This window comes from Paenibacillus sp. FSL P2-0121, from assembly GCF_037975345.1.
Lineage (GTDB): Bacteria > Bacillota > Bacilli > Paenibacillales > Paenibacillaceae > Paenibacillus_AQ > Paenibacillus_AQ odorifer.
Genome location: NZ_CP150245.1, coordinates 1,980,779 through 2,004,804 on the forward strand (window position 1 = coordinate 1,980,779; position 24,026 = coordinate 2,004,804).

At 45.7% G+C, this 24,026-nt stretch carries 14 protein-coding genes and 1 other annotated feature; of the genes, 9 read left to right on the forward strand and 5 right to left on the reverse strand.

All coding sequences use genetic code 11. The annotated features are described in order from the left end of the window. The first annotated feature begins 1,127 nt into the window (after nt 1–1,127). The 7 genes from MKY54_RS08670 (at nt 1,128) to pulA (ending at nt 11,738) form a co-directional block, all read left to right on the forward strand. Complete coding sequence (locus MKY54_RS08670; RefSeq protein WP_076184696.1) at nt 1,128–1,664, forward strand: protease; 537 nt, start codon at nt 1,128–1,130, stop codon at nt 1,662–1,664. Further along, nucleotides 1,664–3,265 carry a flotillin family protein gene (locus MKY54_RS08675; RefSeq protein WP_339190219.1) on the forward strand — a complete coding sequence of 534 codons (1,602 nt, stop codon included), beginning with the start codon at nt 1,664–1,666 and terminating at the stop codon, nt 3,263–3,265. The genes MKY54_RS08670 and MKY54_RS08675 overlap by 1 nt, the downstream gene beginning before the upstream one ends. Before the next feature lie 411 nt (nt 3,266–3,676). Further along, nucleotides 3,677–4,555 (forward strand): PRD domain-containing protein, encoded by an 879-nt coding sequence (locus tag MKY54_RS08680; protein WP_076126370.1) that lies wholly within the window; start codon nt 3,677–3,679, stop codon nt 4,553–4,555. A 265-nt stretch (nt 4,556–4,820) separates the two neighbouring features. Then, complete coding sequence (ptsG, locus tag MKY54_RS08685) at nt 4,821–6,890, forward strand: glucose-specific PTS transporter subunit IIBC (RefSeq protein WP_076135917.1); 2,070 nt, start codon at nt 4,821–4,823, stop codon at nt 6,888–6,890. Nucleotides 6,891–6,988: 98 nt separating this feature from the next. Further along, on the forward strand, nt 6,989–7,264 hold the full coding sequence (locus MKY54_RS08690; protein ID WP_076126374.1) for an HPr family phosphocarrier protein: 276 nt from the start codon (nt 6,989–6,991) through the stop codon (nt 7,262–7,264). Beyond that, a complete protein-coding gene (ptsP, locus tag MKY54_RS08695; protein WP_076126376.1) occupies nt 7,257–8,969 on the forward strand; it encodes a phosphoenolpyruvate--protein phosphotransferase in 1,713 nt (570 codons plus the stop codon). Before MKY54_RS08690 ends, ptsP begins: the two co-directional genes overlap by 8 nt. A gap of 381 nt (nt 8,970–9,350) precedes the next feature. Next, the gene (pulA, locus tag MKY54_RS08700) at nt 9,351–11,738 is read left to right on the forward strand and encodes a type I pullulanase (protein ID WP_339190221.1); all 2,388 of its coding nucleotides are present in this window, start codon (nt 9,351–9,353) and stop codon (nt 11,736–11,738) included. A gap of 61 nt (nt 11,739–11,799) precedes the next feature. Here the strand turns inward: pulA and MKY54_RS08705 are convergent, their stop codons facing one another. From MKY54_RS08705 to MKY54_RS08725, 5 genes are all read right to left on the reverse strand, one after another. Further along, nucleotides 11,800–13,413: a sensor domain-containing diguanylate cyclase gene (locus MKY54_RS08705; protein ID WP_076126379.1), complete on the reverse strand. Its 1,614-nt coding sequence runs from the start codon at nt 13,411–13,413 to the stop codon at nt 11,800–11,802. Between the two features lie 414 nt (nt 13,414–13,827). Beyond that, the gene (locus MKY54_RS08710) at nt 13,828–15,000 is read right to left on the reverse strand and encodes an ABC transporter permease (RefSeq protein WP_139330124.1); all 1,173 of its coding nucleotides are present in this window, start codon (nt 14,998–15,000) and stop codon (nt 13,828–13,830) included. Next, nucleotides 14,997–15,695: an ABC transporter ATP-binding protein gene (locus MKY54_RS08715; RefSeq protein WP_076126381.1), complete on the reverse strand. Its 699-nt coding sequence runs from the start codon at nt 15,693–15,695 to the stop codon at nt 14,997–14,999. Before MKY54_RS08715 ends, MKY54_RS08710 begins: the two co-directional genes overlap by 4 nt. Further along, nucleotides 15,692–17,119 (reverse strand): efflux RND transporter periplasmic adaptor subunit, encoded by a 1,428-nt coding sequence (locus MKY54_RS08720; protein WP_339190226.1) that lies wholly within the window; start codon nt 17,117–17,119, stop codon nt 15,692–15,694. The genes MKY54_RS08715 and MKY54_RS08720 overlap by 4 nt, the downstream gene beginning before the upstream one ends. Nucleotides 17,120–17,143: 24 nt before the next feature. Further along, the gene (locus tag MKY54_RS08725; protein WP_076281088.1) at nt 17,144–19,705 is read right to left on the reverse strand and encodes a hypothetical protein; all 2,562 of its coding nucleotides are present in this window, start codon (nt 19,703–19,705) and stop codon (nt 17,144–17,146) included. A gap of 265 nt (nt 19,706–19,970) precedes the next feature. Then, nucleotides 19,971–20,256, forward strand: a binding site (T-box leader). Between the two features lie 60 nt (nt 20,257–20,316). Between MKY54_RS08725 and pheS the strand changes: the two genes are divergently transcribed. Further along, on the forward strand, nt 20,317–21,351 hold the full coding sequence (gene pheS, locus MKY54_RS08730) for a phenylalanine--tRNA ligase subunit alpha (protein WP_076126387.1): 1,035 nt from the start codon (nt 20,317–20,319) through the stop codon (nt 21,349–21,351). Nucleotides 21,352–21,469: 118 nt separating this feature from the next. Beyond that, nucleotides 21,470–23,914, forward strand: coding sequence for a phenylalanine--tRNA ligase subunit beta (gene pheT / locus MKY54_RS08735; RefSeq protein WP_076126389.1), 2,445 nt, complete (start codon nt 21,470–21,472; stop codon nt 23,912–23,914). The last annotated feature ends 112 nt before the right edge of the window (nt 23,915–24,026 follow it).

The window sequence follows — 24,026 nt, forward strand, 5'->3', positions numbered from 1 at the left end:
TAACAAACTAGGGTTTGTAAGATCCCCTCACGACTGATTCCTCTACCAATATACGGCCTACCCTTACGGACCCAGCTGACGTTATTTGCGAATTTTCAGCCTTTTGAGCAAGTTTTCGGACACCAGAGACACTATTGCTTCGAAATGGTCTTATATTTGCTGGTTTTCATGCCAATAGGGACTATGCGGTTCGATAGCATACCAAATGTCGGATAAATCGGCGAATAGGGTCTGCTGAGTCCGATAGGCCGAGGTGCTGAGGCGCCGAGGTGCGTAAGCAGCATAGCCTCTTCATACGCGCGAGAGTGTTACCTAACCAACTAGGGTTTGTATGATCCCCACACGACTGACTCCTCTACCAATATACGCCTACCCTACGGACCCAGCTGACGTTATATGCGAATTATCAGTGTTTTGAGCAAACTTTCGGACACCAGAGACACTATTGCTCCGAAATGGTCTTATATTTGCTGGTTTTTATGCCAATAGGGACTATGCGGTCCGATAGCATACCAAATGTCGGATAAATCGGCGAATAGGGTCTGCTGAGTCCGATAGGCCGAGGTGCCGAGGTGCCGAGGCGCGAAAGCAACATAGCCTCTTCATACGCGCGAGAGTGTTACCTAACCAACTAGGGTTTGTAAGATCTCCTCACGACTGATTCCTCTACCAATACACGCCTACCCTACGGACCCAGCTGACGTTATATGCGAATTTTCAGCCTTTTGAGCAAACTTTCGGACACCAGAGACACTATTGCTCCGAAAGGGTCTTATATTTGCTGGTTTTTATGCCAATAGGGACTATGCGGTCCGATAGCATACCAAATGTCGGATAAATCGGCGAATAGGGTCTGCTGAGTCCGATAGGCCGAGGTGCCGAGGCGCGAAAGCAACATAGCCTCTTCATATGCACGAGAGTGTTACCAACAAAAATCCGCGCTCCACCAACTATGGGACGGCCTTTAGGACAACCCAGCACATGTAATAAAATAGTGCCAATGTGAGCATGCTTATCCTCTGAATGGAACTTATTTGGGTGAATATCCAAAGATTGTGAAACCAAGGACCTACTTTGTACGTTTAATGTAATATGACAGTCCTGATTGAAGACAGGAGGAAACAAAAATGCAAACGCTGTATTTAGGCTGCTTGGCGCTAGGCGTCATATTTGCCATAGTCAGCGTCCTGGTGGGAGATCTGATCGGAGATGCCTTGCATGGGGTCTTTGATTTCGTATCCGTAGATTTTCTGAATCCCACCGTACTGGCAGGAGGAATAACCGTGTTCGGCGGAGCGGGCATTCTTCTAACCCGGTACAGCGCTCTGGAAGCTGGGGCGATCATTGCTTTGTCTTTGTTAGCCGCCGCTTTTTTGGGAGTACTTATGTATCTAGGGGTGGTTAAGCCCATGGAAAAAAGCGAAATGTCCAATGGTTTCTCAATGAGTGATCTGCCTGGCAAGATCGGGGAAATCACAATTCCTGTTCCCGCCACTGGTTATGGTGAGATTATGGTAAAGTTTGGCGCCGGCAATAGCCTGCATACGGCAGCAAGCTTTGATCATGAGCTGCTTCCGGCAGGGATTAAAGTTGTTGTAGTGGAGGTTAGAGAAGGCGTTGCATTGGTGTCAGAATTCGAAAAGAGAAGAGGAGTGGATCTTTAATGTTCGGTATTCCTGAGTATTTGTTAGTCCCTGCTGTTGTCGTTGCTGTTTTGTTTGTGCTAGGTATCGCATTCTGGGCACGTTACAAAACGGTTGGACCCGATGAAGGGATGATCGTAACGGGGTCGTTCTTAGGGAAAAATCATATTTCAGACGATGGTTCTGGTCGTAAAATAAAGATTGTACGCGGGGGCGGGGCCTTTATACTCCCAGTCTTTCAGAAGGCTGAATTTATGTCGCTTCTTTCTCATAAACTCGATGTGACGACCCCGGAAGTATACACCGAACAAGGGGTTCCGGTTATTGCCGACGGCGTAGCGATCATTAAAGTGGGTAGCTCAACGGAAGATGTGGCGACAGCTGCTGAGCAATTTATGGGCAAACCGATTGAAGCACTGAAGAGCGAAGCACAAGAGGTTCTTGAAGGTCATCTGCGGGCCATTCTCGGTTCGATGACCGTTGAGGAAGTATATCGTAACCGTGACCGCTTTGCGCAAGAGGTTCAAGGCGTGGCGGCGCGTGATCTTAAGAAAATGGGTCTGCAAATTGTTTCCTTTACCATCAAGGATGTGCGAGACAAACATGGATATCTAGAGGCACTGGGTAAACCGCGGATAGCTGCTGTGAAGCGGGATGCAGAGATCGCTGAAGCAGAAGCAGTGCGGGATGCGAGAATTCAAAAGGCAAACGCAGAAGAGCAAGGGCAAAAAGCTGAGCTGCTGCGGGATACGAATATTGCCGAAGCCTCCAAGGAAAACCAGCTTAAGGTGGCTGCGTTTAAACGGGATCAGGATACAGCGAAAGCGGAAGCCGATCAGGCTTATCATATTCAAGAGGCACGTGCAAAGCAGACCGTTGTTGAAGAACAGATGAAGGTTGAGCTGGTACGTAAGGAACGTGAAATCGATTTGCAAGCCAAAGAAATTCAAGTCCGCGAGAAGCAGTATGATGCTGAAGTGAAGAAAAAAGCAGAAGCGGATCGTTATGCAGTTGAGCAAGCGGCGGAAGCCGATAAGGCGAAGAGAATGCGTGAGGCAGATGCCTTGCAATATAGTATTGAAACGCAAGCTAAAGCGACATCTGAGCAGAAGCGTCTTGAAGGTCAAGCGATGGCGGATGCAGAGCTGGCTAAAGGTACAGCGGATGCTGAGGTTATCCGGTTGCGTGGTCTAGCGGAAGCAGAAGCCAAAGAGAAACTGGCGGAAGCTTTCCAGAAATTCGGCGAAGCAGCGGTGCTCGATATCATCGTCAAAATGCTGCCTGATTTGGCTGGCCAAATTGCGAAGCCGCTGGCATCTATTGATAAACTTACCGTTGTAGATACAGGTAACGGGGAAGGTGCAGCCCGGGTCAGCAATTATGTGACTCAGCTAATGTCCACCGCTCCAGAGATGTTGAAGAGCGTCTCAGGGATTGATGTAGAGGCACTGATCAAGGGGTTGACCTCTAAAGCTTCCGGAAGCAAAGGAGCATCAGTTACACCAGTCGCACCAGTCGCACCTGTTGTACCAGCTACACCTGCAACTTATATTCAGCCATCAGCAACATCTAGTACGGCCAGCGAGACTTTAACTTCTGTGCCTGAACAAAAGGAAAAATAGTTTAATGCAATTTATATGGTTTTAATTTACTTAAGGTATGACTGGCAAAGCTGCTGGTCATACCTTAATCTTTATGTTTTGATCTGTTTTGATCTAAATTAGACAACATGATAAAAAGCTCATGCGTTTACAGGTGATTTTTGATGAAGCTTTATAGCTTATCGGCATCCCGTGGGAATTATTGTATATATAGACATCGACGCTTTCACTGGTGTTTAAAGATTTTTTCAGGTAAAATAAAAGCCTTTAAGGCTGTTCACTCTGATCTACTAGCTTAGTAAGGACACAGAGTGTTCTTCTAATATGCAATTCTTGGTGTTATGATGGTAGCAAAGCTTGTATTCATCGTACGATTTCTTATTGCGTATGCTGCTGGAAGTTAGGTGTTTAGAAATAAAAGAGGTGTCAAAAATGAGTAGCATAACAGTGGCGAAGGTGTTGAATAACAACGTTATCATTGCCCAGCATCCTCAATATTCCGAGGTTGTAGTTATCGGTAAAGGGATAGGGTTTAACCGCAAGCTGCGGGATCAGATTAATCTATCCTCCGTGGAGAAGATGTTTATTCTTCGCAGCCAGGAGGAACAGGAACAATATAAACAGCTTCTTCCCCAAGTGGATGAGAAGTTGATTGAGGTCGTTCAAGAAATAGTATTACATATTATGCATTGTAGCCGTCAGCCGCTTAATGAGCATATTCACATTGCACTTACCGACCATATTTCCTTTGCTATCCGTCGTTTTGAACAAGATATCCCAATTCATAATCCATTTTTGTATGAAACTAAGGAGATTTATCCTGAGGAATATAAGATGGCAGAATATGCGATTGGACGGATCAATGAGGCTATGGGCGTGGAATTGCCGGTGGATGAGATAGGTTTTGTGGCTCTTCATATTGTCAGCGCACTTAGTAATAGGCAAATTTCCGAGGTTAGACAACATTCTCTCTTGATTGGAGAGCTGGTTGGGTTAGTCGAGAATTATCTGGACTATCGAATCCCACGTGATTCACTTGATTACTCAAGACTGGTAACACATCTGCGATTCGTTCTAGAAAGATTACGCCGCGGAGAGGCGGTACAAGAGACCTCAACCCTGGATGGACTCATGAAACGGGAGTATCCTGAGATGTATTCGTTGGCTTGGAAATTAACAAAAATTATCGAACAGCGTGTGCGAATTCCCGTGTATCAAGCTGAGGTAAGTTATTTGACGATTCACCTGCAGCGTATTGCTCAGAAAAAAGTGGACGAACAAGATATGGACAAGAATGGTGAAGCTCCTTAAAGTGCAAAAGTTGTAACAAATCATGGTTTCAAAAAAAACGCTTGCCACTTAAAAAAAACGATGCTACAATGTTCACTGTCATCAACAAAACAGAATATCGAGCGTGTAACTGATTCGATCAGGCATGAGTGAATTACAGTATTTTGGTTGTTAACCCCCTTCTTGGGGCAATCTAACGATAGCGTTAGATTACAACTCCTATACTGTGTTGCTCATGCCTTTTTTGGCATCTGTTTTAGTGAAATTAATGAAAGGAGTAACCTAAATGTTTAAAAAGTTGTTTGGTGTTTTACAAAGAGTTGGTAAAGCTCTGATGCTTCCAGTAGCTATTCTGCCTGCGGCAGGTTTGCTTCTTGGAATAGGAAACATGCTGGTAAACCCAGACTTCCTGCAATATGTTCCAGCACTGGAGAACCATGTTGTTCAGGCTGTTGCCAACGTATTGATGAACTCAGGACAAATTGTATTTGATAATCTAGCCTTACTCTTCGCGGTGGGGGTTGCGATAGGTTTAGCCGGCGGTGAAGGTGTTGCGGGTCTAGCTGCCATTATCGGTTTCCTCGTAATGAACATTACGATGGGTACAGTTATTGGCGTTAATGATTACGTCCTGAGCCAAGGCGACTTCTCGTATGCCAGCGTATTAGGGATTCCAACACTGCAAACAGGGGTGTTTGGAGGTATACTCGTCGGGATATTGGCTTCGGCCATGTACAAGCGATTCTTCAAAATTGAGCTTCCTTCTTACCTAGGTTTCTTCGCAGGTAAACGTTTCGTACCGATCATGACGGCGGTAACAGCTCTAATCTTGGGCTTGTTACTAACAATAGTATGGCCACCTATTCAACATGGTCTGAACTATGTGTCACAAAGTATGATTGATACGAACAAAACGCTTGCAGCGTTTATCTTCGGAACGATCGAACGTTCGCTCATTCCTTTTGGACTGCATCACATTTTCTACTCTCCATTCTGGTATGAATTTGGTACCTACGTTGATAAAGCTGGAGAATTGGTACGTGGTGACCAACGGATCTTCATGCAGCAGCTTCGCGATGGAGTAGACTTCACAGCAGGGACATTTACTACAGGTAAATATCCATTCATGATGTTTGGTCTTCCAGCAGCGGCTTTGGCTATCTATCATGAAGCTAAACCTCAGAATAAAAAGATCGTCGGAAGTTTGATGATTTCCGCGGCATTGACATCGTTCTTGACAGGGATTACTGAGCCGCTCGAATTCTCGTTCCTATTCGTGGCTCCGTTGCTGTTCGCTGTACATGCTGTGTTTGCAGGTCTGTCCTTTATGACTATGCATATTCTGGATGTTAAAATCGGCATGACATTCTCGGGTGGCTTTATCGATTTTGTGCTCTTCGGTATTATCCCGAACCGTACAGCTTGGTGGCTGGTCATTCCGGTAGGACTGGTCCTTGCCTTAATTTATTACTTCGGCTTCCGGTTTGTAATTCGGAAATTCAATCTTATGACACCGGGTCGTGAAGAAGATACGAATGAAGAAGAAGAAGTGAATACGGAGTCTGTCTCCAGAGCCGGTGATGATCTACCGCGGAACATTTTGTCCGCTCTAGGTGGTAAAGAAAACATCACTCATCTAGATGCTTGTATTACCCGCCTTCGTGTTGAAGTTAAAGATAAGGCAGGTGTAGACAAGAACCGTCTTAAGAAACTTGGTGCATCAGGTGTGCTGGAAGTGGGTAATAACGTTCAAGCGATTTTTGGCACACGTTCAGATACGATTAAATCGCAGATTCAAGATGTGATTAACGGAAAGACACCTGCGGCTTCAGCAGCTCCAGTAGTGGTTACTCCAGAGCCAGAAGAAGAACAACAGGCAGGTGAAGCTGGTGAAGCGATTATCAAGGAAGATATCGTATCTCCAGTAAACGGTGAATTGTTGGATATCACAGAGGTGCCAGATCCAGTATTCTCCCAAAAAATGACGGGCGACGGCTTCGCGTTCCTATCCGAAGATGGGAAGATTGCTTCACCGGTTTACGGTAAGGTATTTAACGTGTTCCCGAGCAAACATGCCATCGGTATTATGTCTGACGGAGGCAAGGAAGTGCTCGTTCATATTGGGGTTAATACGGTTAAGCTTAAAGGTCAAGGCTTCACGGTATTAGTTGAAGAGGGCGATCTTGTAGCGGCTGGACAACCGATTATGGAAGTGGATTTAGAGTATGTAAAAGCACATGCACCTTCTGTAATCTCACCTGTTATTTTCTCTAATTTACCAGAAGGCTCTTCTGTAACATTGAAGAAGCCGGGTAAGGTTTCTATAGGAGACCAAGACATCATTACGATTCAGTAAAAGTGCAAGGGCCGATGCTTCCTTGTTCATACAAGGAAGCGAAGCTTTCACTATAAATTTAAAATACTTTAATAACAGAAAGCGAGTTGGATAATATTATGCAAAAAACATTCAGAATTGTCGATGAAGATGGAATTCACGCACGTCCAGCAACTGCCTTGGTAAATACAGCAACAAAATTCAAAGGTACAGAAGCATATGCAGAAGCTAAAGGTAAAAAAGTAACTTTGAAATCCATTCTTGGCGTATTGTCATTGGGTCTTGAAGCTGGAGATACTTTGTCTTTGATTACTGAAGGAAGCGAAGAAGCAGAAGCTTTGAACGCTCTTCAAGAAGTAATGATTAAAGAAGGGCTAGGGGAAATCCATGAATAAGATTTCAGGAATCGCGGCTTCAGCAGGGATTGCAGTAGCCCGTGCTTTTATCCTGAAACATCCGGATTATACGATTACGAAGACAAGTATCAGTGATACTGAAGCAGAAGTCGCTAAGTTGAATGATGCACTCGCCAAATCAAGAGTGGAGCTGCAAACGATTAAAGAGCGTACTTTGGCAGAGCTGGGGGAGAAAAAGGCTGAGATTTTCGAATCACATCTGCTTATTCTTGATGACCCAGAGCTGATCAATCCTGTAATTGATAAAATCCGTGAGGAATCGGTTAACGCGGACTATGCGCTAAACGAAGTGGCTACGCAATTCATTGAGATGTTTGAAAATATGAAGAGTGCCTATCTGCAGGAACGTGCAGCTGATATGCGTGATGTTACCAAGCGCTTGCTGAACCACCTGCTGGGCATTCATTATGTAAGTCCTGCAGAAATCAGTGAAGAAGTAATCGTGATTGCTCAAGATCTAACACCATCGGATACAGCACAGCTTAATCGTAAGTTCGTTAAAGGCTTCACAACGAACATCGGTGGACGGACTTCTCACTCTGCAATTATGGCACGTTCTTTGGAAATTCCAGCGGTTGTGGGAACTAAAACGGTTCTGTCAGAAGTGAATTCTGGCGATTTGGTGATTGTCGATGGTCTGAACGGAGACGTTCTGATCAATCCTAGCGAAGCTGAAGTGGCAGAGTACACTCGCAAGCAGGAAGCTTACGACTTGCAAATCGCAGAATGGAAGAAACTTCGCGACGAACCTACAGTATCAGCAGACGGTAAACATGTTGAGCTAGCTGCCAATATTGGTACACCAAATGATGTGAATGGTGTCATTGAGAATGGTGGCGAAGGTGTAGGTCTGTACCGCACTGAGTTCCTTTACATGGGTCGCGATAAGCTGCCTTCTGAGGAAATTCAATATAACGCCTACCGTACTGTACTTGAGAACATGAAGGGTAAGCCGGTAGTCGTACGTACCCTGGATATCGGTGGCGATAAAGAGCTGCCTTATCTTGACCTTCCGAAGGAAATGAATCCTTTCCTTGGTTTCCGTGCGATCCGTCTTTGCCTGGATCGTCAGGATATTTTCCGTACTCAATTACGCGCGTTACTAAGAGCGAGTGTTCACGGGGATCTTCGCATTATGTTCCCTATGATAGCTACGCTTGGTGAATTCCGTGCTGCACGTGATCTTTTGCTCGAAGAGAAAGCTAAGCTTCGGGAAGAAGGTAAGGAAGTATCAGACAACATTCAGCTTGGCATAATGGTTGAGATTCCATCAACTGCTGTACTGGCTGACCAGTTTGCTAAGGAAGTTGATTTCTTCAGTATCGGGACGAATGATCTTATTCAATATACAATGGCTGCGGACCGTATGAATGAACAGGTATCTTACCTGTATCAGCCTTACAATCCAGCCATCCTGCGTTTGGTCAAAAATGTAATTGATGCAGCCCATGCAGAAGGTAAATGGACGGGGATGTGTGGTGAAATGGCTGGTGACGCAACAGCTATTCCGCTGCTACTGGGTCTTGGTCTCGACGAATTCAGCATGAGTGCAACTTCCATTTTGCCAGCGCGTAGTCAAATATCTAAATTGTCGGCTGCCGACATGAAGGATTTGGCTGCAAAAGCGTTGCAGCTTGGCACGGCTGAAGAAGTCGCTGCGCTTGTTCAAAGTATCGCTAAGTAACTTTTTACGCATGCATTAATCCGTTTTAGCGTTCTACTGTTTTTCCAACTACTATTGCCGACTTCCGATGGCTGGAGGTCGGCTTTTTTATGTTTTTTAACCTATAATTTTCTGTAATTCGACCTCATTTACTGTTCACTGTTTATTTTCTTTATTGCGCAGATGTCTATACCGATAGTATTAGTAATGAGCATAAAGTCGATAAGGAACCCAAACCTATAAATATGTCGTACATATAATAGTAAGGATCCATAGAAAGTTTATACTCCATTTGCCGACTTGCAGCGCTGTGCAAGTATTAATATGAAATGAATTGGTAATATATGGACTTATAAGCAACCCCACAGGGTTAGGTGGGGAGCCATAGGATGGTGTTAATTCATGAGTAAAAATTATATAAATGCAGACTTGATGATGGAAGTCTACGAGGGCAAGGATTTAGGCTTGACGTATTCAACGGAGTACAGTGTATTTAAAGTCTGGGCACCTACGGCACTTGCTGTGTCCCTTGTACTGTACGAAACAGGTGGGCATCAACTGAATACTGAGTCACCTAAGAGTGTTATGGACAATGGTCGTATTGTATATATGCAGCGTAGTAATGGTGGAGTCTGGCAGACCAAGTTATCAGGTGATCTAAAAGGGAAATATTATATGTACCGTGCTGTTTTTGCAGATGGAAATGTGACGGAAGCAGTAGATCCTTATGCAACAGCGGTATCTGCAAATGGTTTAAGATCAGCAATCGTTAATTTGCAGGATACGAATCCAGAACATTGGGATCAGGATGTAGCGCCTCCGTTACAGCATCCTGCCGACGCAGTGATTTATGAACTGCATGTTCGTGACTTCTCCTCACATGAGAGCTCAGGTATGCATTATAAGGGTAAATTCAAAGCATTTACCGAATTTGGATTAAAGGATTCGGCAGGAAATACAGTGGGGATTGATCATCTGGCTGAATTAGGGATTACCCATGTACATCTGATGCCGGTATTTGATTTTCAGACCGTGGATGAGCTGAAGGTGGTCAATCGGGGTTCCTCCATAACTAATGTGGACTACAATTGGGGGTATGATCCCCAGCATTATAATGTACCTGAAGGATCTTACAGCACCGATCCTGCCAATCCTGGCTTGCGGATTCGTGAATTTAAAGAGATGGTGCAGGCCTTACACAGCCGCGGGATCGCGGTAATTATGGATGTCGTTTACAACCATACGTATGCTGTGGAGAATGGCCCCTTTGAGCCGCTTGTCCCAGATTATTTCTATCGCCGCGATTTTACGGGACGTTTGTCGAATGGCTCCGGGGTTGGCAATGAGCTGGCTACAGAACGTCCGATGGTCCGTAAATTTATTAAGGACTCCTTATCCTATTGGGCTTCGGAATATCATATGGATGGTTTCCGGTTTGATCTAATGGGACTGATGGACAGTGTTACCATGCGGGAGATTACCGAAGAGCTTCGGCTAGAAGTGAATCCGAATCTGTTGCTTTACGGTGAACCTTGGACGGGTGGAGATTCTCCGCTGGCCACTAAAACGCTAAAAGGTGTACAGCGGGGCAAGGGCTATGCTGTCTTCAACGATAACTTCCGTTCAGCGATCAAAGGGGATAGTGATGGCTTCGGAAGAGGGTTCGTGACAGGCGAATACGGCAAAGAAGGTGCTATTGCAGCCGGAATTAAAGGAGCAATTCATGAGTTTACGGACTCGCCTGTGGAATCGGTGAACTATGTAACTGCCCATGATAATTTGAATTTATGGGATAAGATGCTTATCGTTCAAGGAGGGAGTCAGGAAGCTGATTTTCCGGTAATCGCTAACATGGATAACGAAGATCTGGAAGAGGCAGTGGCCCTTGCCAATCCATACGTGAATGTAGATCAGGAGAATATTCTCGGTAATGAAACTATACGTCGATCCTTGCTTGCTAACGGAATGATTCTGACCTCGCAGGGGATTCCTTTCCTGCATGCTGGAGATGAGCTCCTGCGCAGTAAATTTGGAGATCATAACAGCTACCGCAGCGGTGATGCGGTCAACTCGATCCGCTGGAATATGAAAAGTGCATTTAAGCCCGTATTTCAATATTATAAAGGTCTGATCGAGCTGCGGCGTACACATCCGGCATTTCGTCTGCATGGCCGCCAGGAAATTGAACGCTCCTTAGAATTTCTGCGTTGTGATGGCGGAATAGTATCGTATCTGCTTAGAAGCCATGCAGGAGGTGATCTCTGGAACAATATTACCGTTGTCTTCAATGCTAATAATGACCGGATGTCGGTATCACTTCCTGAGGTTGCTGATAGTTGGAACGTAGTAGTAGACCATACCCGTGCCGGGATAGAAGCCATCCGCAGAATCGAAGGCAATGAGGTAGAGGTGGAAGGGTTGTCGATGATGGTCCTTTATGATGAATGTGGTGAGCCAGCCCCACGCTCTAAAATTATCGAAATACACTATGAACGCCCAGATCAGAATTACCAAGGCTGGAATCTTTGGGTTTGGGATACAGGAATCCAGGATGGACAATGCGATTTCCGTTATATGGAGAACGGGCGTGCAGTAGCCCGCATCGAAGTGCTGCCAGATACCCAAACTATCGGATATATTTTGCGGCTTAATGATTGGGAAGAAAAAGATGGGGACGGAGACCGTTTCATTGATTGTTCTACGAATGGAGAGTTAACCAAGGTCTTAGTTCGGGATCGTGATCAGGAGATTGACGAAATTTCAGAAGATCATCTTCGGTTAAGCAGTTAGAGGCCATACAAAAAAAGCTGTTTCAGGGTTGATTTTTCCTGAGACAGCTTTTTATTTGCTCTTATGGTTTTACAATGGTCTGGTTAGCTAACCCTTCGTCCACAAGCTCGTAGTAGAGATTGGCTTTATTGCCACCATGGTCTTTGGAGCGATACATCGCCAAATCGGCGGCACGCAGCAGTTCATTAATACTGCTTCCGTGTTCAGGAAATAAAGCGACTCCGATACTCGCGGAGGTATGGAAGCTGGACCCGTTATCAACAGACCAAGACTTGTTGAACAGTTTAAGTAACCGCTGTAGTGTTTCATCAAGCATCTCTGGAGAAGTGAATCGATGCAGTACAACTGCGAACTCATCTCCGCCGATCCGGAAGGCCTGACCTATTCCTTTAACCGTATGCTGAAGTTCACGGGAGAGCAGCTGAAGAAATTCGTCTCCAGCCAGATGGCCTAAGGTATCATTTAGCTGCTTGAATCTATCACAGTCCAGCAGGGCAAGCGCAATATTTTGCCTCCGTCCTTCGGGTTGGGTGATAAGGTTCTCCATATACATTTTGAAATGAGCCCTGTTGGGAATCGCTGTTAAATGGTCATAGAAGGCTAGCTTATGTAGTCGTTCTTCGTATTGTTTTCGCTGGGTAATTTCCCGAGATAACAGCATAAATTGTGCTGGGAATTTACGGCTGCCGAGAACAGGTGACACCTTAGTTTCAAGCCATACCCATTGGCCTTCTGCTCCGCGCATGCGCAGTTCAGAAATACGCGGAGTTCCCTGAACAACACTTTTTAATTTAGCCCAGGCAATTTCCGGTTCACGTATGTAGTTGGATAACGGATCTCCTTTTTTAGGCACATAACCTAGAATACTGGAGTGTGAGGGAGAAGCATATAGAATCAACCCGTTGGGATCCGTCAAAATAATGAAATCAGACATGGTTTCACCGATAAGCTGATAAAGTGTTTGTTCTTCCAGCATTTCATTCTGGAGCCAGATGATTTTGCGTCCAAGGTAAATAATAACTAGGAGAAACACAAATAAGAGGAGTGAATAAAGAGAGAACAAAGCGCTTTTTTTATCTCCAAATCCATCCGTTACTTGCAAGGCGTAGTTGCCAATCAAGTCCTCTGCTTGATCGAGATGTGCCCTAGCTTCATTGAATTGCGAGTTTAGGGTGAGCGCAGAATATGAATCTGGGTTCCAGCTGCTCTTCGTCCGTTCTGTTATTAGCGTATACCCTGAATTTTTCCATTTGATAATGGTAGTTTCGAAGGAGCTGAGCTCGTTTTTTAATTCGGAAAGGATAATTCCACTTTGTTTCATATCACTGTAAGGGTTTTTTATAGCGTTGATATTTGATCTTGCTACACTTATTCGTTCCTCCGCTTGAAGATTATTATCTATAAACTCCTTAGTGAACTGTTCACCTTCTGCGGCTGTTAGGTTTGGACCCATTGCGATTTGCAAGGCTACAGCGGCTTGATGCAGATCACGATCCGCGCTCAGTATAAGCTTAGAGTTCTGATATATATCATCATAAAGAGAATCTGACAATCTATTAATCGTGTAATTTAAATAGAGTAGCGAGGCGACGCTGATCCCAACCAGAAGGACGGAGATTGCAGCGAAGACATAGAATAGTTTGCGTGTTACCTTGAACTCAAAGAATCCTGCCACAGTCATCTTCTCCCTGTATAAGATGATTAAGAAAATCTATTGCTGCTTAAGTAGAACCTGCAGAACGCAATCTATGGTCAGGCGTAATTTAATACATTCACTGATGTTTGAAGGTGCTTTTGGGATAAAAGAGGTGTTGTATACATAGTGGGAAAACATAGGAAAGTGTACGTGTGAGTAAATGGTAGTTTCTAGTATATCAAGTATATAGGACGTGCTGCTTATAGAGCAATCTTTACTCAGATAATAATCAAAAAGACAAAATTTAAAGTTTAGTGTATGGGCCTATTGAATTATCTATATTCAAACCGATGGTTCCTATTACCCAACTCGATCATAAATGATACCTTTTACAGCTGCTAAAAAAAAACTGCCCTTAGTCATCTTAATGACTATAGGACAGCTAATCATTCATTATTCGTTACGCAGTGCGTGAATGGGGCGAAGTCGTGCGGCTTTGTTCGCAGGCATCATTCCAAAAATCACGCCGATGAGTAAGGAGAAAATAAAAGAAATCAGTACCATATCCCAAGCAATGGAAACTGTAAGTGCAGAGTATTTACCCAGCAGCCAACTGCCCGCGATACCAATGCCGACCCCAAGCACCCCACCCAAACCGCTGAGCACGATGGATTCAATCATGAATTGAGCGAGGATATCGAATTTTTTGGCACCAATTGCTTTACGGATACCAATCTCACGTGTTCTTTCATTGACAGATACGATCATGATGTTCATGATTCCGATGCCGCCGACAAAAAGTGAGATGCCTGCTATGCCTGCAAGCGCCATGGAAAGTGTATCTGTTGTGGAATTGACAGTTTCCAGCATTTCCTGAGAATCAAACACACTAAAAGCATTATCCGCATAATTGAATTTAGCATCAAGCGTACTTTCCAGTTTTTCTTTTGCAGCTGCTACAGTATCTGCTGAAGTTGTCTTAATGGTGATGGAACGGACGCCTTTACTTTTTAATTGGCGTTCTGCAGTGCTTATAGGAATGAGTATGATATCGTCGTTGGAACCACTTAGACTGGAGCCTTTTGTTTCTAAAAGCCCAACGATTTTATAGCTAATTCCGTTTAACTGGACCTTCTGCCCTACAGGATTGTCTGTACCGAATAAATCTTCGGCCGTACCTGAACCGATCAACGCTACCTTTTGCCGGTATTCGTTATCAATATCAAGTAAGAAGCGGCCCGCCTGTACATGAAAATCTTTAACCTCCTCATAAGAGGGGGTGATTCCTTCTACAGTTACACTAACGTTGTCCGTTTTGTTCTTGGCTGTAGCATTGCCGCTGATCACAGGAGCTACATTTGCTATACCCTCTATATCCCCTAGAGCAAGGGCTTCCTCATAGGTGAGAGAGGTAGTCGCCCCACGGCCAGTAATGTTTACAGTGAGTTGGTTTGTGCCTAGTCCGTTTAGCTGCTCTGTGATCTGTGAAGTAGTTCCTTGCCCAACAGAAACAAGAATGATGACCGAAGAGACTCCAATAATAATCCCAAGCATCGTTAAAAAAGCTCTAACCTTACTGCTGTTGATGCTCTTCAGGGCCATTCGCATGCTTTGGTACAATTTCACCCCGCATTCCTCCGATCTTCCACGAGGTTGCCATCCTGAATACGAATAATCCGCTCCGCTTGTTTAGCTATTTCCAGATCATGTGTGATAAGGATGATGGTATGTCCTTGCTTATTTAACTCACGTATCATTTGCATGACTTCCTGTCCCGTCCGTGTATCCAGTGCCCCGGTTGGTTCATCGGCAAGTAGAATAGGGGGGGATCCCGCCATAGCCCGGGCAATCGCTACCCGCTGTTGCTGTCCTCCCGAAAGCTCAGAAGGGCGGTGATGCATCCGATCCTCCAGCCCTACTTTAATGAGTGCTTCCTGTGCTAGTTGTCTTCTTTCCCGATGGGAGAGGCCACGATAAATCAATGGCAGCTCCACATTTTCAATGGCTGACAGCTTGGGGAGCAGGTTGAAATTTTGAAAGATAAAGCCGATCTTCTCATTGCGGATCGTTGCGAGCTTATTGTCGGATAACTTGCGAACCTCTTGTCCATCTAGAAGATAACTTCCTTCATCGGAGATATCGAGGCAACCAAGCATATTCATGAGTGTTGATTTACCAGAACCGGAGGGACCAATAATAGCTACGAACTCCCCCAGATCAATTGTAAAGGAAAGGCTATTTAAGACCGTCATGGTTTCTCCGGCCATTGTGTAGCCGTGGGACATGTCGTGAACTTCGATCAGAGGTGCTGAAGCACTCATCTGCCGCCACCTCCGCCACCACCTGGTGCGCTGCCCATACCACCAGCGCCACCTCCGGTGAAGCCGCCACCCCCACTAAAGCCACTGCCGCCGAAGCCAGCGCCACCCATACCGCCCATACCACCTCTAGTTTCCGTTTCCGTGCTGGTTGTTCCGGTTTTCGTAGAGATTACGGTAGGGATGATCACCTGGTCCCCTTCATGGAGTCCGCTGACAATTTCAATGCTGCTCTCATCATGGAGACCCACTTCGACAGTGACCATCTGTCCTGAGCTATTGCCGCGATTTCTTCCACCGGCAGCGCCGCCGCGGGCATCAGGAGCCCCGCTGGGCATAGCGCCGCCGCGAGCGTCAGGAGCCCCGCTGGGCATAGCGCCGTCGCGGGCGTCAGGAGCCCCGCTGGGCATAGCGCCACCGCGAGCGTCAGGGGCACCGCTAGGCATTGGTACTTGGCCCTCGCCAGCAGTTTTGGAAGTTGCGGCTGAACCCGCTGCTAGAGGAATAGAAACTGTGTATTTTCCGTTTCTTTCTTGTACAGCTTCAATAGGTACTGTTAATACATCCTTTTTCTCAGCAGTGGTTACTGAAACTTCCGCAGACATTCCAACAAGAGCACCTTCGGAGCTTGTTAGACCTATGGTAACATCGAAGAGGGAAACACCGTTTGAGGCGGTGCCCTCATTAGCTATTTTCGTAACCGTTCCCTTGAATTCCGTATCAGGCAGAGCATCCAATGAAATAGTGGCAGGCATCCCTAGCTTTACAGTAGGAATATCAAGCTCATCCACCTGCACAACTACACTTAAATTAGCATAATCGGTAATGTCGATGAGTTCAGAGCCGTCCATGGCTTTTTCGCCGCTTGCAATATTAACTGTCGTTACAGTTCCATCAATAGGAGCCGTTAACGGATCAGGAGGAAGCATATCTTCTTGGACAGAAGCTATTTTTTCCTGTTGCGCCGAAATGTCGGTTTTGGCCTTTTCAATCGAACGTTTGGCATTGCCTAGCTCATCTTCTGATGCACCTGCCACGGCCAGCTTCTTATATTGCTCCTGCTTGTCCTCAAGATCGGTCTCAAGCGAGGCAAGTGAAGTTTGCTCCTGCTTGAGATTGTCACTCAGATCATTGCCTTCAAAGGTAATCAAAGTCTGGCCTTTTTTCACGAGATCGCCCTCTTTGACAAGAACCTCAGCTGCGGTCCCGCTGTCCTTCGTTTTTACTTTACCAGTTTCTGTAGCAATCACGGAGCCGGCTCCGGATACACTAACTACGATATCGCCCTTTGTAACGGTAGCTGTATTAACAGGCACTTCAGCGGCTTGACTGTTCTTATCAGGTAACAATGTATAAACCAGCATTCCTGCTGTTGCTACAACTACTACTACTCCAAGAGTCCAGAACACTATTTTTTTCTTCTTCATTTCTATCCTCCATAGCTCATCATATTAATTGCCGGATGTATTGCTGGTGTCTGGATCTGTGCCAGAAGTAGAGTTGCTGTTCGAAGTCGTTGATGCCGCCTGATAAGTGACGACATAGGTTTGTGTTCCCAGCAGATTTCGATGGCCTTGGAATTCGTCGTATAGATTCAACCGGATTGCGCCGCCACCCAGTGTTTTGTACAGGCTGCTTGTGAAGGTTGTGGTGTACGACTTGAAGTTACCTAATTGTAGATCTGTGCCAAGTGTTAATGTTTTTTCCATGCTTTGTCCTAAGGGGTCAATCAGCTCCAACACCAGTTTGTGCTCGTAGGTGCCTGATTCATAAAGCGTGCTGGCTGACATGTTGTAGGTTAGTGCAGTGCTGAGCGTATCTTTACCAGCGGTGACGGTGGCGACTGCATTTGTAACGGATAGGGTATAAGGAAACATTTCCACGTTCAAAAGATTGCCTTTGGGCTCCACTCCCAGCTGGTTCAGTCCAAGTGATACCGTATTGATATAACCCGTCGATTGACCGCCAGGAGCGGTAAGCTTGCCTTCAGAAACACCCTCCCCGATGTATAGGACAAGGTTCGCTGGATCTATACCGAGAGGGAGCTTACTCCAGAGGGTGACCAGACTTTTTCCGTTAGGACTGGTGGAGGTTTTGGACTGGGTGACTTCGGCTTCATAATATTGATTGTCTTGTGTTTTGTAATAGGCTACGAGTTGAGCCTGTTCGGATTTACGCGATTCCTCACTGTTCATTTCTAGTTCTGTGTACAAGAGATTTGAATCTGTACCTGGGTACACGAGGGTCCGGCGTACAAGTAATTCCGCTTTTTTACCTTCAAGCTCAAGATGGAAAGAATTTTCAGCTGCAACACTCTGTACCCGGCTGTCCAGTTGGGTAGTACTTAGAGAAAGGAAGTTAAGCTTACTTTCACCTGAAGTTTCTTGCAGGGTGATTTTTAATTGATTGAAAGTATAGCTATAAGGAACATTGGCTACGACATACACAGCAGCCGATTCATTTGGACCGAGGATGGTTTGCGTACTTTCTGAGACAACCTGGGAAGTGCTGCTGATGTCACTTTCTCCAGCTTTGACGACACTTGTAAGCGCAGGAAGCTGAACAGAGGTTGATTTAGTGTTGCGGATGTTGATTTTAGCTACGATCTGGTCTTTGTCGGACCAAGGGAGTCTTTGAATGTTTGCAATTTTGACAACAAATGTACCGTGACTGTTCTCAATGGGGTATTCCGTGTCCTGCCAATTGTTAGTTTGCAGCGTGTAAGGGATCTGATAATAGGCGGTAGGAAAAATGATCTTGCCTTCAGCAGCCGGCTCAGTCATTTGCAGCTGCAATGTTCCTTGATTGAGTGTGAGTGGTACATCTGCGCTGAGTTCAATAATCTTTTCTTCAAGCGGTTTCAATGTTAGGCTGGCAAAATCCTTCGTATCCACCGGAAAGCTATACCCTTCAGCGGCTTTAATAGCAAGTTCATAGGCAGGCACATTCACCGCTTTGTTGCCGCTATTTTTGATGCGGAACTGTAGTGTCCACTTTGCGTTGCCATTGTCAGCATAGACGTTAGCCGTTTTCAACTGTGTTTCGACTGTATTATTGCTGATTGTAAGCTTCTTCGTGACATTGCTGGCTACGACAAGATCCGGTGTTGTTGCAGCGGGGAGATTGTAGGCGACAACCGGCAACGCTATTTTTAATGAGGCATCTTCTCCGGCAAATTGCAGCGCCATGTTGTCTGTCTTCATATAAGAAGGGATTTCCGTCAAATAGTAGATCGTCTTCTTTTCCTGAGGCTGTACTTTATAGCTGGTGCTGGTGTCATCAAGTGCGAGTTCAAATACAGATCCTCCAGCGGAAGCGAGGTATCCTTTAAGTCCAGTATCACTGAGTACCTTGGTTCCTTGATTAGTGAAGCTAACGCCAACCTTGGCATAGACCTTACCGTTATATTTATAAATTTGCAGGCTCTCTGCCTTGGTGGTTACAGGGAGATTGTTTAGGGTGATCTTTTTACTCTGCCCTCTGGCGACAGCTTGTGAATATCCTGTTGGTACGGTGAAGTTCCCTAGCTTTTTTTGATAATCGGTGGTGTTGAAGTCCCATCCGTACAATGAAATTTTGACCCCGTTTAAAGAGGTGGATTTGCCGATGTTTACATAGTAGGTGATAGATTGACTGCTTTTCGCGGCAATGGATTTGATGGTTGCACTGCTGGTAATAGGGCTTCCTTGAATAACTGTACCGCCGCTAGTAGTTACTTTGGAGAAAAAGTCCACCAGATTGAGGCTAGCGTTGCTTCCATTAGAGTAGCTGAGTGTGTATGTAAGAATATTTCCGCCATCCTGAGTTAATAAGCTGACATCCGTCAGCTTTGCGCTGATGTTAGTCTTCAAGGCTATGGAGCCTAGTTTATCCAGAGCGGATACGGAAGCTGTTGTTGCTATTTTGGTGGATGTAGTCCCGGCCCAAGCGGTATGAGCACCATACGCTGCAGATTGGCTAAGTACAGCTGTGCTTAGCAGCACCGCGGCTACTTTTATTCTCCGTACATGCATTTGATTTCCTCCCAATAGGATAGTTAATAGTCTGCGAAGGTGCACCCGAGTGGATAAGCAAGCCTTCCTAGTAATGGAAATTATCAAGCTCCGCTGAATGTTAGCTGAAAAAAAGTTGGAAAAATGGCTCTGAAGCTTAAAGCCAGCTTAAAAGAAGATAAAAATTAGCCTAATTTTGTCCAGCTTGTCAAAACGACAGATTTTGCATATAATAAAGAGACATATCTCTTGTAGTAAAGAGATACCTGACAATTAGCATGAATTGTGAAATGCAGTGATGGAGAAGAGTACACAGTGCCTGACTTACAGGGAGGAGACGCCGCGGATTGAGAGCGTTTCTAAGAAGCAGAGCTGTCGAAGTTCACTCCGGAGCAGTTCCCTGAATTCCTTAAGCTATCTAATAGGGAAGGGTAGGGGATACCGGTCACAGACCGTTATTTCTGTATAAAGTGAGATAGGTATCTGTCCAGCCAAAAGAGGGAATGAAGCTCTTAAGGGGAACAGATCAGCTTGTCTAACAAGGGTGGTACCACGGTCTTTTCGTCCCTTACCGGGAGAAAAGGCCTTTTTTTGTTGAACTAGACAATGATTGAAGGGGGCTGTACACGGCCATGAAAGAGAAGTTGGAAGCATTGAAGGTTGAAGCGCTGGCTAAGCTGCAGGAGGTTATGGATCCGCAGGTACTAAATGATCTAAGAGTGAAGTATCTCGGTAAAAAAGGTGAGCTTACAGAGGTTCTGCGCGGTATGGGAGGACTTAGTGCTGAGGAACGTCCGGTAATCGGGCAAGTAGCGAATCAGGTTCGCAGTGCTATTGAGGAGATTATCGGCGCGAAGCAGGAGGCTTTTCAAGAGCAGGAAACCCAGCAACGTCTGCAGGCTGAAAAAGTAGACGTAACCTTACCGGGTCGCCGTATGCAGCAAGGGGGCATTCACCCGCTTAGCAGAGTCGTACAGGAGATTGAGGATATTTTTATCGGCATGGGCTACCGTGTAGCTGAAGGTCCGGAAGTAGAGACCGATTATTATAACTTTGAAGCTCTAAATCTGCCTAAGAATCACCCGGCACGTGATATGCAGGATTCTTTCTATTTAACGGATGACCTGTTAATGCGCACACAAACCTCGCCGGTACAGATTCGTACTATGCAGGCTATGAACGGTGAAGCTCCGGTAAAAATCATCTGCCCGGGTAAAGTATTCCGCCGTGATGATGATGATGCAACGCATTCCTTCCAGTTCCACCAAATCGAAGGTTTGGTCATTGGAAGTAACATTCGAATGAGTGATCTGAAGGGCACCCTGCAACAATTTGTGCAGGAGATGTTTGGACCGAATACAGGCATTCGTCTTCGTCCGAGCTTTTTCCCATTCACTGAGCCAAGTGTTGAAGTAGATGTAAGCTGCTTCAAATGTGGCGGCGATGGCTGCAGACTATGCAAGCAAAGCGGATGGTTAGAAATCCTTGGCGCAGGTATGGTGCATCCAAATGTACTGAAAATGGGTGGCTATGATCCTGCTGAGTACAGCGGCTTCGCTTTCGGAATGGGTGTAGAGCGGATTGCAATGCTTAAATACGGCATCGATGACATCCGACATTTCTATAGTAATGACATGAGTTTTGTGAAGCAATTCAAGGGCGTTTAGTTTTTGTGGGCGCGCTGGCTGATAGTGGCGGAGAATGGCTTTGGAGTGTTCTCCCACAGGAAGCAGCGCGAACGACAGTGAAATAAATACATCTGAAACATAAAGGAAGTGAGCGGATATGAAAGTATCAACCGGATGGTTGGCTGATTATACATCGATTGAAGGAGTAACCGCCGAACAGCTAGCGGAGAAGATTACCGCTGCCGGCATTGAGATTGACGGCGTAGAGCGCCGCAATAAAGGCATTTCCGGCATCGTAACCGGCTATGTGAAATCAAAGGAAAAACATCCTGATGCAGACAAGCTGAACGTATGTATCGTGGATGTGGGCCAAGATGAGGAGCTACAAATCGTTTGCGGCGCAAAAAATGTAGCTGCAGGTCAAACTGTACCTGTAGCAATGGTTGGCGCTAAGCTGCCAGGACTGGATATCAAAAAAGCCAAGCTGCGCGGTGTCCTGTCGCAAGGAATGATCTGCTCGGCCAAAGAATTGGGACTGAATGATAAATTGCTTCCAAAAGAGCAACAAGAAGGTATTCTTGTGCTGCCTGAAGGGACAGAGATTGGTCAGGATATTTCCAAGGTCCTCGGCTTAGATGACGAGATTCTGGAATTCGATCTGACTCCGAACCGTTCAGATTGCCTCAGCATGATTGGTGCTGCTTATGAAGTAAGTGCAATTCTTGGGCGTGAAGTTAAATTACCTGATCCAAAAAGCGAAATGATTGAGATCAGTGGTCCTGCTGCGGATTCCATTTCCGTCAAGATTGAAGATGAAGAATACTGCAGCCATTATGCAGTTCGTTATATTGCAGGTGTTAAACCTGCACCATCACCGCTGTGGATTCAGAATCGTCTGATGGCTGCTGGGGTTCGTCCAATTAATAATATTGTGGACATTACCAATTATGTGATGCTGGAATATGGACAGCCGCTGCATGCTTTTGATGCAGATAAAGTACAAGGTGGAGAACTCGGCGTTCGTCTTGCCCATGAAGGTGAAGTTTTGGTTACACTTGACGGTCAAGAGCGTAAGCTAGAGCCGCAAATGCTCGTTATCGCTGATGGAGTAAAAGCTGTAGGTCTGGCCGGAGTAATGGGTGGACGGGATACAGAGGTTACTGCTGAGACGGTAAACCTTGTTCTGGAATCTGCTAAGTTTGATGGAGGAACGATTCGTAAAACCTCGCGTCAATTGGGACTTCGCTCGGAAGCCTCCCTTCGTTTCGAGAAGGAAGTGGATCCAAGTGCAGTTATTCCTGCATTGAACCGTGCAGCCGTACTGATTGCACGTTATGCTGGCGGATCGGTCCATGAAGGCATCGTGCAAGCAGGAACTGACGCTGTTCAAGAGAAGGTTCTCACCTTGTCCTTAGAGAAACTGAATCGTTATCTGGGAACGGATTTGTCCTTGTTGGAAGTGAAGACATTGTTTGGCCGTCTACATTTCAAATGTGGAGATACCGCACAAGGGCTGATTGAAGTTCAAGTCCCAACCAGACGTGGCGATATCAGCTATGATGTTGATCTTATTGAAGAAATTGCCCGCCTGTACGGGTATGACAATATTCCAACGACTCTAATTGAAGGAATTACAACGCCAGGAGCACTAACTCACAAGCAAGCGCTCCGTCGTGAACTGCGTCGCCTATTGTCACATGGCGGTTACCAAGAGGTGATGGGTTACTCCTTCATCCAGCCGCAACAAAGCACAATGTTCCCTGAGTTATCAGAAGGAGCAGTAGCGGTGAAGCTGGCTATGCCGATGAGTGAAGAACGCAGCGTACTGCGTACCAGCCTTCTACCACAACTCTTGGATATTGCCAGCTACAATACCAATCGTCGTCAAAGCGACTTGGCATTGTTTGAAATCGGCAACGTCTTCTTCACGGATGAAGAACAGTTGACTCGTCAGCCACGCGAACTGCCGGTGCTGGGGCTGCTGCTTAGCGGAAGCTTAACAGTGAAGCAATGGAATGTTTCGGCACAGCCTGTGGACTTCTTTGATTTGAAGGGTGCGCTGGAAACTGTATTTGCTCATTTAGGGCTGACCGATAAAATCGTCTATGTAGGAGATAGTCCAGAAGGATATCATCCTGGGCGTTCCGCGTCGGTATATTTACTCGGAAACGAGGGTCGTGTGAAGATCGGAACGATGGGACAGATTCATCCGGATCTGCAAAGACAGCTGGATCTGGTGGATACTTATGCGGCAGAAATTTTATTGCAGCCGTTATATGAAAGTGCGCAAAGCCGTTTGCAATATAATGAGCTTCCGCGTTTCCCAGGAATGGAGCGGGATATTGCTGTGGTCGTGGATTCCGCTGTACCAGCGGGCGATCTGCTAGCTTCCATCCGCGATAACGGAGGTTCTTTGCTCCAGTCCGTACAGGTATTTGACGTTTATACTGGTGGTAAGCTGGAGAATGGAAAGAAGAGCATCGCGATCTCACTGCTGTATCGTCATAGTGAACATACACTGACTGATGAGGAAGTAGGAGAGGTGCATGAGAAGGTATTAGCATCTCTTCAACAAACTTTTGGTGCAGAATTAAGAAAGTAGCAGGAATTGTGTAAAGCCGCAGCGAATCCATTTAGAAACTGAGATTCGCTGCGGCTTTTTCTAGGTAGAGTGCAAAGCGGAGAATATCAGCCATAATCTATTGAATATTAGG

Coding starts and splice junctions, on each gene's coding strand:
- MKY54_RS08670 (WP_076184696.1), top strand. CDS start 1,128: ATGCAAACGCTGTATTTAGGCTGCTTGGCGCTAGGCGTCATATTTGCC.
- MKY54_RS08675 (WP_339190219.1), top strand. CDS start 1,664: ATGTTCGGTATTCCTGAGTATTTGTTAGTCCCTGCTGTTGTCGTTGCT.
- MKY54_RS08680 (WP_076126370.1), top strand. CDS start 3,677: ATGAGTAGCATAACAGTGGCGAAGGTGTTGAATAACAACGTTATCATT.
- ptsG (WP_076135917.1), top strand. CDS start 4,821: ATGTTTAAAAAGTTGTTTGGTGTTTTACAAAGAGTTGGTAAAGCTCTG.
- MKY54_RS08690 (WP_076126374.1), top strand. CDS start 6,989: ATGCAAAAAACATTCAGAATTGTCGATGAAGATGGAATTCACGCACGT.
- ptsP (WP_076126376.1), top strand. CDS start 7,257: ATGAATAAGATTTCAGGAATCGCGGCTTCAGCAGGGATTGCAGTAGCC.
- pulA (WP_339190221.1), top strand. CDS start 9,351: ATGAGTAAAAATTATATAAATGCAGACTTGATGATGGAAGTCTACGAG.
- MKY54_RS08715 (WP_076126381.1), bottom strand. CDS start 15,695: ATGAGTGCTTCAGCACCTCTGATCGAAGTTCACGACATGTCCCACGGC.
- MKY54_RS08720 (WP_339190226.1), bottom strand. CDS start 17,119: ATGAAGAAGAAAAAAATAGTGTTCTGGACTCTTGGAGTAGTAGTAGTT.
- MKY54_RS08725 (WP_076281088.1), bottom strand. CDS start 19,705: ATGCATGTACGGAGAATAAAAGTAGCCGCGGTGCTGCTAAGCACAGCT.
- pheS (WP_076126387.1), top strand. CDS start 20,317: ATGAAAGAGAAGTTGGAAGCATTGAAGGTTGAAGCGCTGGCTAAGCTG.
- pheT (WP_076126389.1), top strand. CDS start 21,470: ATGAAAGTATCAACCGGATGGTTGGCTGATTATACATCGATTGAAGGA.